This is a genomic window from Streptomyces sp. SID13666 (genome assembly GCF_010548325.1).
Classification (GTDB): domain Bacteria; phylum Actinomycetota; class Actinomycetes; order Streptomycetales; family Streptomycetaceae; genus Actinacidiphila; species Actinacidiphila fildesensis.
On record NZ_JAAGLX010000044.1, the window covers coordinates 38,311 to 55,633 of the forward strand.

General features: G+C 68.7%; 16 protein-coding genes. 8 read left to right on the forward strand and 8 right to left on the reverse strand.

The annotated features are described in order from the left end of the window. Positions 1-422: 422 nt before the first annotated feature. The 4 genes from G3I60_RS35735 to G3I60_RS35750 form a co-directional block, all read right to left on the reverse strand. Complete coding sequence (locus tag G3I60_RS35735; protein ID WP_164608222.1) at positions 423-1,100, reverse strand: hypothetical protein; 678 nt, start codon at positions 1,098-1,100, stop codon at positions 423-425. Continuing rightward, a complete protein-coding gene (locus G3I60_RS35740) occupies positions 1,100-1,984 on the reverse strand; it encodes an HAD family phosphatase (protein WP_164608224.1) in 885 nt (294 codons plus the stop codon). The genes G3I60_RS35735 and G3I60_RS35740 overlap by 1 nt, the downstream gene beginning before the upstream one ends. A 380-nt stretch (positions 1,985-2,364) precedes the next feature. Continuing rightward, positions 2,365-2,895 carry a hypothetical protein gene (locus G3I60_RS35745; RefSeq protein ID WP_164608226.1) on the reverse strand — a complete coding sequence of 177 codons (531 nt, stop codon included), beginning with the start codon at positions 2,893-2,895 and terminating at the stop codon, positions 2,365-2,367. Then, positions 2,892-3,101: a hypothetical protein gene (locus G3I60_RS35750; protein WP_164608228.1), complete on the reverse strand. Its 210-nt coding sequence runs from the start codon at positions 3,099-3,101 to the stop codon at positions 2,892-2,894. The genes G3I60_RS35745 and G3I60_RS35750 overlap by 4 nt, the downstream gene beginning before the upstream one ends. A gap of 510 nt (positions 3,102-3,611) precedes the next feature. Between G3I60_RS35750 and G3I60_RS35755 the strand changes: the two genes are divergently transcribed. Then, positions 3,612-5,084, forward strand: a complete 1,473-nt coding sequence (locus G3I60_RS35755) for a DUF1254 domain-containing protein (protein WP_164608231.1) — start codon at positions 3,612-3,614, stop codon at positions 5,082-5,084. Positions 5,085-5,171: 87 nt separating this feature from the next. On the opposite strand, the gene G3I60_RS35760 is transcribed toward G3I60_RS35755, so the two are convergent. Next, a complete protein-coding gene (locus G3I60_RS35760) occupies positions 5,172-6,803 on the reverse strand; it encodes an alkaline phosphatase family protein (RefSeq protein WP_164608232.1) in 1,632 nt (543 codons plus the stop codon). 280 nt (positions 6,804-7,083) lie between these two features. Here G3I60_RS35760 and G3I60_RS35765 point away from each other — a divergent pair, with 280 nt between their 5' ends. Next, on the forward strand, positions 7,084-8,004 hold the full coding sequence (locus G3I60_RS35765) for an NAD(P)H-binding protein (protein ID WP_164608233.1): 921 nt from the start codon (positions 7,084-7,086) through the stop codon (positions 8,002-8,004). On the opposite strand, the gene G3I60_RS35770 is transcribed toward G3I60_RS35765, so the two are convergent. Beyond that, entirely contained in the window at positions 7,947-8,948 is a 1,002-nt protein-coding gene (locus G3I60_RS35770) for a ScbA/BarX family gamma-butyrolactone biosynthesis protein (RefSeq protein ID WP_164608234.1), read from the reverse strand. The two genes, G3I60_RS35765 and G3I60_RS35770, sit on opposite strands and share 58 nt — an antisense overlap. 492 nt (positions 8,949-9,440) lie before the next feature. Beyond that, positions 9,441-11,165: an IPT/TIG domain-containing protein gene (locus G3I60_RS35775; RefSeq protein ID WP_239070674.1), complete on the reverse strand. Its 1,725-nt coding sequence runs from the start codon at positions 11,163-11,165 to the stop codon at positions 9,441-9,443. 614 nt (positions 11,166-11,779) lie between these two features. Between G3I60_RS35775 and G3I60_RS35780 the strand changes: the two genes are divergently transcribed. Further along, positions 11,780-12,901 (forward strand): IS630 family transposase, encoded by a 1,122-nt coding sequence (locus tag G3I60_RS35780; protein ID WP_164608235.1) that lies wholly within the window; start codon positions 11,780-11,782, stop codon positions 12,899-12,901. 55 nt (positions 12,902-12,956) lie between these two features. On the opposite strand, the gene cpt is transcribed toward G3I60_RS35780, so the two are convergent. After that, positions 12,957-13,478, reverse strand: a complete 522-nt coding sequence (gene cpt / locus G3I60_RS35785; protein WP_164608263.1) for a chloramphenicol phosphotransferase CPT — start codon at positions 13,476-13,478, stop codon at positions 12,957-12,959. Between the two features lie 583 nt (positions 13,479-14,061). On the opposite strand from cpt, the gene G3I60_RS35790 reads away from it, so the two are divergent. The 5 genes from G3I60_RS35790 (at position 14,062) to G3I60_RS35810 (ending at position 17,303) form a co-directional block, all read left to right on the forward strand. Further along, a complete protein-coding gene (locus G3I60_RS35790; RefSeq protein WP_343241992.1) occupies positions 14,062-14,448 on the forward strand; it encodes a hypothetical protein in 387 nt (128 codons plus the stop codon). A gap of 100 nt (positions 14,449-14,548) precedes the next feature. Then, a complete protein-coding gene (locus G3I60_RS35795; protein ID WP_164608236.1) occupies positions 14,549-14,974 on the forward strand; it encodes a hypothetical protein in 426 nt (141 codons plus the stop codon). After that, complete coding sequence (locus G3I60_RS35800; RefSeq protein ID WP_164608237.1) at positions 14,971-15,819, forward strand: relaxase/mobilization nuclease; 849 nt, start codon at positions 14,971-14,973, stop codon at positions 15,817-15,819. Before G3I60_RS35795 ends, G3I60_RS35800 begins: the two co-directional genes overlap by 4 nt. 133 nt (positions 15,820-15,952) lie before the next feature. Further along, the gene (locus G3I60_RS35805; protein ID WP_343241993.1) at positions 15,953-16,609 is read left to right on the forward strand and encodes a hypothetical protein; all 657 of its coding nucleotides are present in this window, start codon (positions 15,953-15,955) and stop codon (positions 16,607-16,609) included. Then, the gene (locus G3I60_RS35810; protein WP_164608238.1) at positions 16,551-17,303 is read left to right on the forward strand and encodes a hypothetical protein; all 753 of its coding nucleotides are present in this window, start codon (positions 16,551-16,553) and stop codon (positions 17,301-17,303) included. The genes G3I60_RS35805 and G3I60_RS35810 overlap by 59 nt, the downstream gene beginning before the upstream one ends. Positions 17,304-17,323: the final 20 nt, after the last annotated feature.

Consider the following 17,323-nt stretch of genomic DNA (forward strand, 5'->3'; position numbering starts at 1 on the left):
GGAGCGCCTTCGGGTTCGCGGGCCGTGCCGCGTGCGTCGCCGCAGATGATGCCGGAACCGGCGAGGTCCGTGATGACCGGATCTGAGTGACCACGGGAGGTATTCGATGACCGAGCACCCCACTGTGCCGATTCGCCCCGTACCCCATAAAGGGTCGAGCCTGCCAGCCCTGGTACTACCTGACGGAAGTACCAAGTCGGTCGCCGCTGGTTGCTTCCACGTGGCCACGGCCTTCCACCGTCTCGCCGCACTGCCCCGACCGTCCAACTGACCGACAAAGCCCCGTCCGCCCACGACCCGAAAGAACCCGGAGAACCCGACCACCGAGCCGGGACTGTAACCTGCCCAAGCACCGAAATCACGTCGGCCACCCCACAGTTGGCGATCAGCGACGCTGCCTCAGCCCAACCGAAACGGCGAGGCTAGCTCTGTCGGCCGCTGGGGGACCTGCCCGTCTGGGTGAAGTCCCAGGTCTGCATTTCGCGTTGTGCGGTTCCGTTGTTGCCGAGTTGGAAGACTGCGAAGCCGGCCGGGTGGAAGGTGAAGGCGTCGAAGGGCCTGCTTTCCAGATCGGTGAGGAAGTCCAGCTGGGCGAGGCCGACGGTGACGTGTGCGACGAAGTTGTTGCCGCTGTGGTCGGGCACGTAGCGCTCGACGTACTCGATGGTGTCCGCGTTGATCTCGGGCGCCTCCGCCGTGGTCACGTAGGCGGCGGCAGTCCCTCCCTGCGCGGCGAAGGGTTCGACCGCGGCGATGAGTGAGCGCTGCAGATCGAGCACGGCCTGGCTCGGCTCGACGACCAGGCCGGCGAGGCCCATCCCGGCCTGGGAGGCGACCTGCATGTGGGCGACCCTGACTCCGCGCAGCTGGAGCGCATCCGGATCCGCCGCGCCGATCGCGTCTGCGACAACGTCGAAGACAGGGGTGAGCTCGCTGGTTCGGACGTAGCGCTGCAGCAGAGTGATGTGGGGCCGGTGGTGGGCGTCGAGCGCGAAGCCGTCGGGGACGCTCTGGTGCATTTGGGTGTTCAGCTCCCTGGCGCGCTCGATCATCGTCGCGTCGGGGAGCATGAGGATGTCGACCGCGGTGAGGTCGCTCATCAGAACACCACTTTCCAGTCGTTCTTGATGCTGACCAGGGTCCATCCCTGCCGCTTCGCCTCCTTGACCGATCTCTCGGCTGCGGCGGTGTAGGCGTACTCGCGTTCCTCGTCGTCGTGGACGACCAGCATCGCGAACGTCGCGGACTCCAGCATCTCGATGTCGACGTCGGCGTTGCCTCCCGCGAAGGCCGGCATTCGGCCGGTCGTGGCGAAGATGTGCTCGGGCTTGCCCGGTCCGAGGGCGATCCCGCCCAGGACCTTGTCGGTGCGGTGGAGCACGCCGTGCCGGTACTCGTACTGGGGGGCTGTCCCGATCACGTCCTCCCGGTTGAGCCCCCAGGCGCCTTCGGCGATCACCCGCATGAAGTCCCGGCCTCCCCCCGAGCAGACGAAGATCCGGAACTCGTGCGACCTCAGCAGGTCGAAGAGCTCCAGCATCGGCTTGTAGACCAGCTCGGTGTAGGGCGCGGCGAAGCGCTCGGACTTCGCGCCGTCCAGGTATCGCAGTACCTCGGCGTCGAATTGGTCCGGTGTCTTCCCGCGCCAGTTACGGGCGAGCGCCTCCTCCAAGGCCATGATCGCGTCGGGATGCTGTTGACCTACCGCGGCGAAGAAGTCGTGGTCCTGTTCGAGGATCGCCTTGTAGGGCTGCGTGCCCGCGAGAGAGTCATCACGCTGAGCTGCAGCGGCCAGGGCACGGAAGATGAAGTCGAGCTGTACCGGCAGTGGCTGCTCGACCCAGAGAGTGCCGTCGTTGTCGAAGGCGGCGACCCGCTCCGCGGGCTTCAGGTATCCGTCGCCGGGGGTTGTCACCCGGCTGATGAACTCGATGATGGCCTGCTTGGCCGGGCCGTCGGTCCAGCTCGGAAGCATCTCGTCCATGAAGCGCCTCTCCATTGCCTCGCCCACGCAACGACCGGCGCCGGCTCATCCGCGCCGGCCAGCACGCGCGAATGGTGCCTGCGACCGCCAGCCGCAGAAACCCGCGAATAGGGGAATCTGCCGGAGGCCTTGTTGACTCACGCTCGAACCGTCGGACGTCCCGTGGACCAGCCGCACAAAGCCCTCTATTAATAGCTAAGCAGCTCGAACGCCCCTGTGCCTCCCCAGAACGACGAAGCGGCTTCGAAGGGTGCCCAGGACCGCTTTCGGTTGAGTTCCGCAGCTCACTGTCCGGAGTCTGATCACCCGGGCCGCTCGCCGGCACAGCAGAGAGCCCGCACGACCAGTCACGGTCGGCGGGCCCTCGTACGCTGCGGCTGCTACCGGCTGGCGCACGTCACGTAGACGTCTGCGGTGAGCGGCTCGTAGAAGCTGCCCGCCTGGGCCCACCAGCCGTCACTGCGGGCACCCTCGCTCTTGAAGCCGGGCTTCGACGAGATCAGAGCGGCCTGGCGTCCGCTCGCCGAGGCACCGCCGCCTACGACCTGCCGCCCTTCCGGGCACACGAGGAACCCTCCGGCCGGGCTGTTCGAGGTTGCCTTGCCCGTCGACCAGGTCACGTCGGTGATCGGGTCGGCGCACATCGCGGAGGCGACGACGCCGACCGAGGTGTTCGCGGACTTCGTGCCGGCCACCACCCACTGGGTGGGCTGCTTGGCCGAGTTGAAGGCCGCCGGGTACGACTTGGTGAGGGAGCTCCCCTCGCCCTGGATCTCACCGCCGCCGCCGAGAGCGACCTTGCCCGCAGGGCAGGACACCGTGACCGGCGGGTCCACCGGCACCTGGCTCAGCGGCGCCTGAACGACCTCGTAGCCGCTGGGCTTCCAGGCGCAGATCGCCCAGAGCGTCACTGTGCTGGCTGCCCCGAGAAGTTCCGGGCGCTGGCGACCCACAGCGATGTGTCCCGGTAGGGCTCCACGAAGCTCCCGACCAGGGCGACGGAGTCGTACGCGGAGTTCGGGGCCGTCGCCTCCGCACCACCGCTGATGGCAACCTTCCCGTCCGGACAGAAGATCTTCACCTGCTCAAAGTCGGCGACGGTCCGTGTGGTCTTCACGGTCTCAACGCCCATCAGCGGCGGGGCCGAGGGCGGGCCCGGAGCGCTGGGTGCGGAGAAAGCTGGCCCGGTGGCCGACATCGCGAGTCCGACAGCCGCAGCGCAGACGGCGAGCCGGGAGGTGAACCGGGGAAGGGGGTGCTGCCGAAACCTCATGGAAGCCCGATCTGTGAAAGCGCAATGTCATTGCGCAATGCGATCACGCTAGAGCTGTCCGTAATCAGAAGCCAGCTGCCTCATCAGATCCAGTGATCACAACCAGCTTCGGCCCGCACCCCCGCAGAATGCCGTAGACGGCTCTGCCCATTGCTCGACACGGCGGGCGAGCACCAGCCGTCCCAGGCGGCGGGCGGCACTTACTCGGCCCCCTTTGATAGGCACGCTTGCGGCCCCCGTGCGGTCAGGGTCGCGCAGCCCGGACATGGGCTGCCACAGCCTTCCGCAGCGAATCCCCGTCTCCCGTGTGAGCCGCAACGGTCGACTGGCTGCGACTTCACCTACGCTGGCGCCATGAGTTCATCGAGGGCCGTCCCTGACGGTTACAACACTCCGGTCCCGAGCAAGATCATGACGCCGGACCGGGTCGAGACCCGGATCGGCACGCTGGAGTTCATCGATGGCTTCCCCAGCGATAAGACGGCTGTGAAGGTCTTTGACCATCTGGACTTCCTGCGTGCCGTCGAGGTGTTCCTGCAGTGCATTCCTGCCGCCTCGATGGAGGGCCTGCGGGCGGGCCTGGCGGACATCGGCTGCGACGCCGCGCACAAGGTGGTGATCGCCGACCGCCTCCTGGACTCCAACTCGCTGTTCCTGACGGGCAACACCGACACCGTCTACGCGATCACGATGCTCGACCTCGACCGAGACGGTCCGACAGTCGTCCAGATCCCACCCGGCTGCGGACCGGGCACCGTCAACGACGCCTGGTTCAGATTCGTCACCGACATGGGCGCACCCGGGCCCGACGGTGGCGCCGGTGGTGACTACCTGCTGGTTCCCCCCGGCTACGACGGCGAGGTCCCGGACGGCTACCACGTGGCCCGGTCGTCGAGCTATACGAACTTGCTGGCGCTGCGCGGCTTCCTCGTCGACGGCAAGACCGACGCGGCGAAAGCCATGTTCGAGAACGGCGTCAAGATCTACCCCTTGTCGACGGCCGAGGCACGCCCGCAGATGGAGTTCAGCTCCATCTCGGGCAAGGCGTTCAACACCATCCACGCCAACGACCAGAGCTTCTACCACGAGGTCGCCGATGTGATCCGGCGCGAGCCGATCGAGGTGATCGATCCGGAGACCCGGGGCCTGCTCGCGTCGATCGGCATCCACAAGGACCGCCCGTTCGCGCCCGACGAGCGGATGCGCGCCACGCTCGCTGACGCCGCCGCGGTCGGCAACGCCTCGGCCCGTGCGATCTGTTTCCAGACGAGAGATGAGCGCGCCTATTACTACGAGGACCGCAAGTGGAAGACCGGATTCGTCGGCGGCGACTACCTGTGGCTCGACGGTGACGGACGCGGCGGGCGCAACTTGGACGCCCGGACGATGTTCTTCTACCAGGCGACCCTGAACACCCCGGCGATGGCGCTCGAGATGGTAGGCGCCGGCTCCCAGTACGCGCTCTCCGAGAGAGACGCCTCCGGCGCGTACCTGCACGGCGACACAACGTATCGACTGACTCTTCCGCCTGGCATTCCCGCCAAGGACTTCTGGTCGCTGGTCGTGTACGACCCCCAGACCCGATCGGAGCTGCAGACCAGCCAGGCTCTGCCGAGCCGGAGCAGTGAGAACAACCGTGACGAGCTCACCTACAACGACGACGGCTCGATCGACCTGACCTTCGGGCCGGAGCCGCCGAGCACGCGAGACGGCAACTGGATCCAGACGGTCCCCGGCAAGAGCTGGTACGCGATCCTACGGTTGTACGGGCCGCTGGAAGCCTGGTTCGACCAGACCTGGATCCCCGACGACATCGAGCGGCTCTGATCGCAACCCAGTCCGCAGAACGCATTGCCGAGCGAGTCGCTCATTTCTGCATGTGTCCGCTCGGCGCGCCCGCAAGCTGCCGGCGAGCTACCTGGCGGCAAGTCCCGGGAAGAGATGCCCCACGGTGGCGTGCATCTTCGCGAGTGCTTCGCGACCGGTGAGGTGGTCGAGTTCGCCGACCTCGGGAGCGTCTGGGTCCAGCGACCGGACAAGTGTCCCGACTCCTCCGACGAGCGCCTTCGCGAGCGGCGACAGAGGCGCGTCGAAGGGAATGAGCGTTACGTCGAACTCCGGCACCGGCAGGGGGTGCACGTCGGGCCAGTCCTCAGGAAGGCGCGGCTCGTCCCGGGTGAAGATCGCCGCGAGGTCGGGGGCGTCGGCATCCCGCGCGGTCAGCGGCCCTCCGAGGTCCCATCGCTCGCGAAGGGTTCGGATGACCGAGGTGTGCCGGTGCTCCTCGGTGATGACGGTGTGCTCGTCGATCCACGGCGAGATCGCGATCGCGGGCAGGCGGACACCGAGCCGGTCGAACGTGAAGCCCATCTGACCCGGACCCGCCGCGGGGTCTGGCGGGGTCGCCGCCGGCGGCGGGACGTGATCGTACGTACCTCCGTGCTCGTCGAACGCGACGAGCAGGAGGGTGTTCCACCAGTTGGAGCCCTCTTCACTGGCGGAGTCGCGGATCGCCGTGTAGATCCTCGCGAGCAGCGCGTCACCGCCGAGGAGCGACGACGGGGGGTCGGCCTGCAGTCCGGGCGTGAGTGCACCAATCGGCGGATGCATGTCGTTGTGGCCGTGCCACATGTTCGGTTCGATGAACGCATAGGTCGGCAGCTCGCCGTTCGCGGCATCCTCGTAGAACTGATCGGTGGACACGAAGTGCGTCGCGAAGCGGTGCTTGAGGCGCGCCCCGTGGATCAGAGCCGTGAACGACGCCGGTGAGGGCTGGTCGACGTACACCTTCCACGTCAGACCCTTGGCCTCCAGCCGCTCGAAGATGGTCTCGGCGTCATTCTGGCCGGGGAAGTTCGAGTACGGCGAGTTGACGACGAAACCCGATGCGGTGGCCGCGTGGAAGAAGGAGCGGTTCGTGAACGTCTGCGACGGCACCTCTGCGAACCAGTGGTCGAACGTCGCAAATCCACGCGCGATCGTCGAGATCACGGGCATCTGCTCGTTCGTATAGCCCTGCATGATCTGCGCATACTGCTCGTAGGTGGGCTGTATGCCGCACTCAGCGGTGAACGCGCTGATGTAGTCGGTCACGAACCCGTTCATCGTGGGGTTGGCGTGAGGGTCGGCCGGAAGATTGAACGGCGCTGTCATGTGCTCGCTCAGCGTTCCACGGTTGCTCGGCGGGTCGATCGTGCCGAACAGCTGCGTGTTCACGTGGGTGTATTCCTCACCCGGGTCCGGGTTCGGAGTGTCCATCGTCTGGGCGATGCCGTAGGCAATGGACTTACGATCCGCACCGTGCTCAGCCCACTCAGGGATCGGGTTGGACAGGTCCTTGCCGATGACACCCTCGAAGAACGGCACCTCGCCCGGTTCGTAGAGCCGGCCCAGCAGGTTGTCGAACGAGCGATTCTCGAACATGACCACCACGACGTGGTCGAGCGCACTCTTGCGTTCGGGAGTGGGCATTGGATGCTCCGTCCGGTCGGGCTCGAGCGCGCTCTGCGCGGTTCCTGAAAACAGTATCGCCACGGCAGCTGGCACGCCTCCTGCAGTTCAGATGAATAGCGCGCCCGGGTGAGGGGCCTTGTGCTTCTCTGAAAGCGGTTTGATGGGGGTTCCACGCCGCGGATTGCCTTTGTTCGTAGTTGCGCAGGTTCGCGGCGCCGTCCGCGCCGTGTAGGTCTGCTGTAGGTTCCCGTCAGCCGTGTCCTCATATGACGCTCTGAGCTGCGGTTTCATGTCCCGATCCCGTGGCTGTGTCACCTCCCCTGTCCCGAGGAGCTGTCCATTTCCCCGGCCCCAGAGAGCTGCTCAGCAGGTCATGGATCGGTACGAGGCGAGCCTGGACAACGGATTCCTCGGCTTCCTCGCCCGAAATGCTTGCGATTTCCAGCTGCACTGTCCGGGCGTCCTTCTGCGGTGCGCGTCCCCGACGGCCGAGACCGTTCCGGGGGACTACGAGGACCCGGAGTCGCTGACGCGCGCGCTGACCGGGGTGCGGTCCGCGTTCCTGGTGACGAACCGGATCGCGGACGACGACGCGCGCTTCCTACGGGCCGCGCGGTCGGCCGGGGTGCGCCATGTCGTGAAACTCTCCGCCGCCGGGGTCACGGACGGCCGGGCCGACGACCTGATCACCCGGTGGCAGCGCGGCAACGAGGAGCTGTGGCGCGGGTCCGGGCTGGAGTGGACCCTGCTGCGGCCCCGTCTGTTCATGTCCAACGCCCTCTCCTGGGCGGGGTCCGTCCGCACGCACGGTGTGGTGCGGGCGCTCTACGGGACCTCGGCCAACGCCTGCGTCGATCCCCGCGACGTCGCCGAGGTGGCGGTACGCGCGCTCACCGGGGACCGGGAGCGGTATGCCGGTACGGCCCTCACGCTGACCGGGCCGGAGCCGCTCACGGCGGCCCGGCAGACGGCCCAGCTCGCCGAACTGCTGGGCCGTCCGCTGCGCTTCGAGGAACTCGGTCCCCGGCAGGCGCGCGCGGTGCTGGCCGAGCGCTATCCGCACGACGTCGTCGACGCGATCCTGGAGCGGGCCGAGCAGCAACGCCAGGGCGGCAAGAGCGAGGTGGACGGGACCGTTCCCGCCCTGCTCGGCCGGCCGGCCGGTTCCTTCCACCTGTGGGCCAGACACCATCTGAGTGCTTTCCGTGCGTCGGTGGAGCCGGTTTCCGCAGCGGGTCAGAGCCCGTGCGAGCCCGCCGTCACGATGGCGGAGAACGCGGGCTCGCCGGCCTGAAGGGCGGTCACCAGGACCGTCTGCACGCCGGGGGAGGCCGCGTCGTCGAGCAGCCGGGCCTCGACCATGCAGGGCGCGTCGAGCTCGACGAACCGGGTGAACCGGGTGGCGATGCTGAGGGGCAGATAGGAGGACCGGCGCAGCACGGCGGCCGTGGCCTGGCGGGCGGCCTCGATCAGCACCGTGCCGGGTATGTGGTCGACCGGGTGCTCGAAGAGCACGGGGTGGCGGGTGTCCACGCGCAGTTGCCAGTAGTTGTCCTCGGCGGTGGGGGAGAGCACGACGTCCATGGGCGACATGCGCCCGACGCTCTGCGGCGCCGCCGGGCTGATGAGGGGCAGCTGGTGCCAGTCCCCGCCGGCCGTGTGGTCGCCGCGGACCCGCCGGTAGACCGCGGGCGCCAGACAGGAGAAGGAGCCGGTGCCCGTCGCGACGACGTTTCCGTCACGGTGGAAGACCGCCGTGATGCGCATCCCCGACAGCTTCCCGCCGCGTCGGGTGATCTCGGTACACGCGACGTCGATGCTGAGCGCCGCGGGTGCGTAGCCCACCAGGAGGTGTTCCGGGTGCACGGCGACGTCGAGGTCCCAGATGATGAACTGGTGGCCGAGGGGCACACCGAACTCGGCGTGGCCCAGCAGGATGCCTGCCTGGCGGATCGTCTCGCAGACGATGAGCGGGTCGTGGTACCCCTCCGCCACCGGTGTGAAGAAGCTGTGGCCGCGCGGCCACTGCGCGCTGATGCGGAAGTGGGTGTCGTCCACCCGCGCCCAGTCGGTGAGCAGAACCTCGGCGACGGCCGACCGGTGTACGAACTCCTTGGGAACGGTGCTGGTGAGCGTCGTGGCGCCGGTGACACGAGCGATGACGGCGGTGGCCGTGGCGGCCTCTCTCGTCCAGGTGTCGAAGGCCGTGCGCTCCATTTGCGACTTGCTCGCTGACATAGCTCCCCCTTGTACTGCTGGAGTTGTGCTCGGATTGACCCCTTGGCCGGGAAGATACATACCAGCCGGTTTAGTTTCTAGTGTTTGTCGGGCGCCTCCACAAGAATTCGCGGAGGCATTTACTCCGATTCGCCCGTTCGTCCTGGTGGAGTGCCGTTCTCCCGATTCCGGCGGGCGCTGATCCGCCGATGCCGGGCCGGACCGCGTTGAGCAGGATGCGAGCCGTTCTCAAGCGGCACTAAGAGGGCGTCCGCTCCCGCGCCCGACGGTCACCGGCAGGCGGTCATCCTGTTCAGCGAGGAAAGGGGCGGGAAGCGTGAGAGGCAAGGGCGCTACCGTCGTGCCCGGATTCTCACCGCCCACGACATCGATGACCAGCACCTGCGTCCCTCGCCGATGGCCGCGCCACCGCCGATGTCCACACATAGGACGGCCGTGCATGAGGATGTGGTCCCGGCCGGCGCAGGTGGGGGCCGGCCGGGACCGTTGAGGTCAGGGGCAGGTGACCAGGATGATCGAGATGGCGGTGCAGGTCGCGGTCGCGCTGTCGTTGGCCGGGTTGGGGTCGGTGGGTGCGGATGCGGTCCGTACGCCGGTGACCGAGACGCTTCCCAGGGTCAGCAGGTGCAGGGGGATGCGGAACGTCTTGTTGACGCTGGTTCCGTCGGGGATGGCGCTGTAGGCGCAGGTGACGGTGTTGCCGGCGGTGGTGCAGCCGGTGGACAGGTTCGTCGGGGTGGCGCCGGTGGGGAGGGCCGCGGTCAGAGTGGCGGTGGCCACGGCGCTGGGACCGGTGTTGTGCGCGGTGAGGGTGTAGGTCAGGTACGGCACGAGGATGCCCAGGTGTGGCTGCGCGGTCAGGTTGACGTCGATGTCGGTGGGCGGGGTGAGGTAGGTGTACTGGTCGGCGGCGCTGGTGGGGCTGGTGCCCGAGGCGGTGGTGACCTGCACGTCGACCGTTCCTGCCGCTCCAGCCGGGGCGGTGGCGGTGCAGGTGGTCGCGGTGCAGGACACGGCGGTCGCGGGGTTGCCCGGCCCGAAGGTGACCGCGGTGGCGTCGGTCAGGTTCGTGCCGGTGACCGTGACCACGGTGCCGCCGGAGGTGGTCCCGGAGGTGGGGCTGATGGCGGTGACGACCGGGGCGGGCAGCGGGACCTGGCCGGTCGCGACGTGTCCGGGGAGTCTGCCGACGGCGATGGTGGCGGTGACGGTGTTCGTGGCCGTGTCGATCACCGAGGCGGTGTTGCTGCCGTAGTTGGCGACGTAGAGGTGCGCGCCGTCGGCGGTGATCGCGTTCCCGAACGGGACGGAGCCGACGGTGACGGTGCTGGTGACGGTATTGGTGGCCGTGTCGACCACCGCCACCGTGCCCGAGGACTGTTGGGCGACGTACAGGTCGACGCCGTCCGGGCTGACCACCGGCGCGAAGGCCGAGGAAATGCCGCTGATGGTGGCGGTCACCGTGTTCGTCGCTGTGCTGACCACAAAGACGCTGTTCGAGGACGCACTGGCGATGTAGGCACGGGTGCCGTCGGGCGAGACGGCGACCCCGTTGGGTGCGATGCCCGTCGTCATGCTGGCGGTGACCGTGTTGGTGGCGGTGGAGATCACCGAGGTTTTGCCGCCGGTCGAGTTCTCCGTGACATAGAGCTGACTGCCGTCAGGTGTGACCGCGATGGCGAGGGGCGCCACGCCCACCGCGACGGTGGCGGTGACCGTGTCGGTGGCCGTGTCGATCACCGAGACCGAATTCCCGCCGCCGTTGGTCACGTAGACCTGTGCGCCGTCCGGGGAGACCGCGATGCCATAGGGGAACGAGCCCACCGCGATGGTCGCGGTCACCGCCCTGGTCGCCGTGTCGATGACCGAGACCGAGTTTCCGCCACTGTTGGCGACGTAGACACGGGTGCCGTCGGGCGAGAACACCAGGCCCTTGAGGCTGGAGCCGACCGGGATGGTGGCAGCCACCGCCCCGGACGCGTCGTCGATGACCGACACCGTGCCGGCACCGCCGTTGGACACGTAGGCGGTGGCCGTGCCCGTCGGGGCGGCCTGCGCCGGAGCCGCGGCGGTGGACGTGCCGGTCGGCGCCGCCTGCGCCGGGTCGTCCAGGCCCACCAGCCCGGTCAGCGCCAGCGTCCCGCCGACGACCAGCGCCGTGAGACGGCGGCCCCATCGGGACCGGCGCCGATAAGGCCGTGCAGGTGCAGAGATCAAGGCTCTTCCCCCTTCGGGTCCGCACCTTGGCGGCGGGAACCGGAGGCCCCCGTGAACCGGCAGAGACGCGGTCGTACAGGCGTGCCCGCACCAGCGGCACATCGCCACCGGCCGAGCCCGTCCCTGGCGCACCACCGCGGCAAGGTCCGGGCCGCGACAGCCAACGACCCGCACACGCCAGATGATCAGTACATGGCGAAGTCAGATGGATCATCCCATCGGCACGGCCACACCGGAGGGGAAGTAATACGCCTGTCCGAATCCGATCGGAACCTGGCCACGCTCAGGTGATCGGACTTCAGCGGGGACAAGCGGTTCACACCCTTTCCGTGCTGGAGAGGCTGCACCGGGCTCTTCAGCGCCGGGACTTGTTCGCCTAGCCGTCGCACCGCTGGTCCCACCTGCGGGCCGGCTCTGTGCCCGCACTACCGCCGTCACCTGTGTGGGATCGGCGAGGACGTTCCTGAGAGGCTGGCCGGTCACAGGCGTGGTCACCGTCCGGCGTTCTCGCTAGTGCTGTGACCGCTTAGGTTCGCCGGGTTGGGGCTCGCGGTCGTGGTGGCTCGGCTGGTTGGGTGTGAGGAGACATCCGATGCGGTGTGTGGAGGTGTGTGGTGGCTGAACCGGTTCGAGTACGCAGACTGACCGATCAGGAAGGGCAGCGGCTGCAGCAGATTGTGCGGCGGGGCAGTACCAGCACGGTGCGTTACCGGCGGGCGATGATGCTGCTGGCCTCGGCCGGCGGGAACCGGGTGCCGGTCATCGCCCAGCTGGTGCAGGCCGACGAGGACACCGTCCGCGACGTGGTCCACCGGTTCAACGAGATCGGCCTGGCCTGCCTGGACCCTCTCTGGGCGGGAGGCCGTCCCCGCCTGCTCAATCGTGACGACGAGGACTTCGTCGTCCAGACGGCCACCACCCGCCCGGCCAGACTCGGGCAGCCCTTCACCCGCTGGTCCATCCGCAAACTCGCCGCCTACCTGCGCAAAGTCCACGGCCGGGCGATCCGGATCGGGCGCGAAGCGTTACGGATCCTCCTGTCCCGCCGCGGCGTCACCTTCCAACGCACCAAGACGTGGAAAGAGTCCACCGACCCGGACCGGGACGCCAAGTTCGACCGGATCGAACACCTCCTGGAACACTTTCCCGGCCGCACGTTCGCCTTCGACGAGTTCGGACCGCTGGGCATCCGCCCCACCGGCGGGTCCTGCTGGGCCTCGCGGGGACGGCCCGACCGGGTCCCCGCGACCTACCACCGCACCCACGGCGTCACCTACTTCCATGGCTGCTACTCGATCGGTGACGACACCCTGTGGGGCGTCAACCGGCGACGCAAGGGTGCGGTCAACTCCCTGGCCGCGTTGCGGTCGATCCGCGCCGCGCGTCCGGACGGCGCCCCGATCTACGTGATCATGGATAATCTCTCCGCCCACAAGGGCACCAAGATCCGCCGATGGGCCCGAAAGAACCGGGTCGAGCTGTGCTTCACCCCGACCAACGCCTCCTGGGCCGACCCAATAGAGGCGCACTTCGGGCCGTTGCGGCAGTTCACTCTCGCCAACTCCCACCACCCCAACCACACCGTCCAGACCCGGGAACTGCACCGCTATCTGCGCTGGCGCAATGCCAACGCCCGCCACCCCGACGTCCTGGCCGCGCAGCGTAAGGAGCGCGCCCGTATCCGCAGCGAGAAAGGCGTTTGCTGGGGCGGCCGACCTCTCCCGGCCACCGCCTGACCGCTCAACAACGGTGTTGGTCTCGCGCAACCGCGGAGGTCAACCACCGGGTCGATCAGTGGACATGGGCCGCAATGATCCGCGCGCACTCCAGGGATTCGACACGCGTCGTGTCCACCTCCAGGTCATAGCGCACACCCTGGTGGACGACCTCTGCCTGCGCTTCGGCCATCCCGGTGACCCGATCACCGCGTGCGACCTCCCGACCCACAGCGACTGCGCTCTCGCACCTGACACCAACCCACAGCACCTGCAACCCGCCGAGAGCCTTCTGCCACCGCTGCTGGGACGCCGCTCCACCGAGGAACACCTCATCAACAATGACCCGGGCACCCGCACGGACCATCGCGGCGATCCCCTCGATCCACGCCTCTTCCAGCGCCCGGAACGAAGACCCGACCAGCACCTCGCCATCCGGAGCGAACTCGATCCCCGCCTCCGACGACCTCATGGACGCGGGCATGCCCTGGACCAACGTGTCGACCCCAAAGACCAGCCACGGATCCGGCATGACATCCTGCAGACACCGGGCAAGGTCGGACTTCCCCGAGCTGGAACCACCATTGAGAACGATCATCTGGGTCATCACCACGCCACGGTAAAGGCGGCGAAGCAGCGACCCAAACCGATTTTGGCCAACACCACTGTGCCCACCACAACCCGGTGAACCTAAGCGGTCACAGCACTAGCCTGGCCGCCCGGCCTGCCTTGGGCCGTGTACTCCTGGGACACCTTCGGGTGATCACGGTGGAGACGGTGGTCACCACCGCCACCGGATCGGGGGCGGTGGTGCGGACCACCGCCCGGCCTTTGCCGGGAGGACCGGGCGGAGGTGACCCCGGGCGCCCTTCACCGTCCGGCGGGGCGGCGCCTGGCTGCGGTCCGGTAGCACGACCAGGAGCAGCGGCCCGGCCCCGGGAAGGATTTTCCTCACCGCCCCAGCCTCGGTGCTTCGGGTGGCGCCATGGTGCGTGCGTGTCGTGCACGTGCGAGGCGATGAACCCGGCGCCGGGGCAGATGGCGGATTCTAGGACAAACAGACGCGGGAACCGAACGTCGCTCTCCCCCGATCGCGATAGCGCCCCGTGACCGCTGACGGAGCCCGATGGCGAACGCCCCAGCCACCTATGACCCCACCGATACGCGCCCATCCGAGCGAAGTGCAGATAAGCAGCGACTGCTGGAGAGCAGCGCGTGACGCCGACAGCGCATCCAAGGAGCAGTGGCTCGCCGGCAAGCGTGCCCAGGAGCAGCAGGCTGCTGTCGAGTGGGCGGAGAAGTTCGACATGCCGCCGTTGGAAGGCCCGGAGAAGGTCCTGGACTGGGGTGTGCGCTCCCGTCATCAGCTGATGGCTGCCGCGCACACCGTGCTGGTGGTCGAGGGGGCCTGGGACGAGGCGGACTGGGCGGAGGTGGAGGAGAAGGCGCGGGCCATCTCGCGGGCCGGGTGGTGGATCGATCAGCGGGGCGCAGAAGGCTCTGACCTGCCGGAACTCCTCGACGCGGCGGGTGAGGACGACCGGGGGACGGAGAACCCGTTCCGGTGACGGAGGGGGAACATAGCCGGGGATCGCCGGTTAGCCAAACCGGCGTTCTTCCGGACCATTGTTCCTCCCACCGCTTCACGTCTGACGTGGAAGGAACCGGATGACCCTGCCCCCACCCATACCGGCGTTCGCTGCGACGCCTGACCCGTTCACCCCCGTCCGGGACATCACCCACGGCCATTTTCAGGCCGGCGACCAGGTCGTCGTCCTGAGGGGGGTCGCCGGCGGAGAGCTGTGGGGAGACGCTGTGCGCGTGGTCGCCTCCTCCTGGCACGCCCCGACCGACGAGGACGGATGGCGGGTGCGCGACGCGACCGGCGGAGCACAGTCGTACCTCACCGCCCACCCCCGCTATCTCGTCCACCTCACGCGCCGCTGCCCGGACTGCCTGATCCACCTGCGGGCCATGGAGGACTACCTCCTGCCGAAGCACACCGACGCCAACGCCCTGGTCGACTGCGGCTGGTACACCATCACCGCCCTCCACCAGCTCGTGCACGTCGCCGACGTCCGGGGCGGCCGGTGATCTTCCAGGTCCACGAGCGCACCCATACCCCGCACGACCCGCTCACCGCGGCACTGGGCCGCCCGATCTCACCAGATGACGGGCTGACCGAGCACACCGTCGTCGCCTGCTGGCCGGGGCTCGACTCCTACACCCTGGATGACGAGCAGGCGACGTGGACATCCGCCCAGTGGGCTCAGCACCTCGAAGACCCGCTGCTGGAGCACCCGTTCGCTGCCAGCCCGAACGACGACCGGCGAGCGATCCTCCACCTCGAAATCCGCCTCCACCGCGATGACCGGGTGCTGACCGGACCCCAATGGGCCGAGACCGCCCACCGCCTCGCCCGCGCCGCCGGCATCGAGATCCCCGGCGATGAGCACGGCTGTCAGTGGATCGCCGTCCAAGCCCAACCCGGCCGCCTCGACCTGATCGCCAACCTGATCCGCCTCGACGGCACCTGGAACACCCAGCCCGCCAACGTCCTGCAGCGCCTTTCGGTCGAAGGCCGCCGCATCGAAGGGGACCTGCGCCTGACCCCGGCACCCACCGCAACCCAGCCGCAGGCCCCCGCGCCTGTACCCACTGCCACAGGCCACCTCGCGAGCGTCCTGTCTCAGCTCGCCGACGAGCACGCCGGGCCGCTGGCCACGGTGCGCTCGCTCATCGAGCACACCGCCCACCGGATCGCCCGCCAGCCAGGAGCCACCAGGCCGGACACGGCACACCGCCTGGAGCTGATCGCCCGCCGGCTCCACGCCATCCAGCAGGACCTCGACACCACGGCAGCCCACCTGTCGGTCGTCCGCCCCAGCGTGGCCCCGGCACCACCCGCCGTCCGGTCCGCCACCCACCGATCACCATAGGAGAAACGTTCCTTCACCTCTCGCCAACCGCTTCCTCGACATCCGCCGCGATCCGCACTCCGATGAGGTCCTCGCCCGCGGCGGAGACGCAGGAGCCCACAGTGTTCTGCAGCGGGCAGGTTTCGTTCCCGTCGTGCGCGTCCACGAGACCTACCACCGCACCCCCACCGGTCTCGATCAGGACGAGGAATCCCGCCTCGCCATCGGCGCTGTGGCAAGGCTGCGAGCCGCCGGATACCACGTCGACTGCGACGCGGACTTCGACACCGAAGCCCGGCCCGCCACATACCCGACACTCGGCGCCTCCGTGGCCCAGCTCGCCGAGCGGATCCACCAGGCCACCACCACCGAAGAGGCCGCCGACGCTCTCACCGAGCTGACCGCCGCGCACGACGGCATTCTCGCCGCCCTGGCCGAGGTCCTGACCGCCACCGCGGAGTTCCACGACGGCCTCGGCCAGGCCCCCGACCCGCACATCGCCCAACGGCTTCGCTACCTCGCCGACGAGCGCCTGCCCATCATCAGCGCCGACCTAGCCGCTACCCGCAACAGCCTTGCCGACCGCCACGCCCCGCACCCCGGCCGCAGCACCTGCACCCAACAGGTCCCCGCCACCGAACGTGAACGCTCCGCCGCGTGCGCCTGCCCGCCCCGCCGCGCACCGTGCCGGCCCCGCCACCACCCGTGTCCGCCGGTCTGCGCCGATGACACCTACCTCGCCCAAGGACACCATGTACGACCACGAAAACTCCGAGCGCCTCGCTTCCTACGCCGACATCGTCGCCGGTGAACTTCCCGGGACCTGGACCAGCACCTACCACTCGCCCCAGGACAAGGACGACCTCACCGAACTGACCGACCGCATCTGGGACCTGGACCTCATCGCCGCATCCCTGGCCGAGCATCCCCTCCAGCACGCAGCCACCCTGAGCCGCCCGGACGGCGCCCAGCTCGTCGTCCTGGACCGGCACGACGACCGCGGTGGATTCCTCATCGCCGCCGTCGCCCCCCGCACCCTCCCCGACGAGGCATACCGCGCAGTCGGTGAACCCAACGGCATCGCGCTGACCGACGACCCCTTTCTGAGCGCCGAAACCGTAGCGGGCGACCTGCTCTCCCGCTACGACACCGCCCTCGCCCAGATCAGGTACAACGCCCTGGGCGGCGTGCAGCCGTCCCAGGCGGACCGGGTCGTCCTGACCTGGCAGCAGGACGGCAGCCTCGCCGCCGCACCCGTCGGCGAGCAGGCCGCCGAAGTCCTGGCGGCCAACGGCTTCGTCAAGGACCCGAGCGGCATCTACCGTCTCAGCGGCGACGACACCCAGGCGCAGGCCCGCGCCGTGCGCGAGACCGGACGCCAGCTCGACGCCCAGGGCATCGGCACCGCCCTCCAGCACCCGTCGGGGCGGATCGCGCCCACCGCCACACCCGCGGTGCCGCCGGCGTCGGCTGCGACCCGTAGCCCGGCCAGCAGGAGCCGATAGGGCGACGGGAGGGCCCGTCG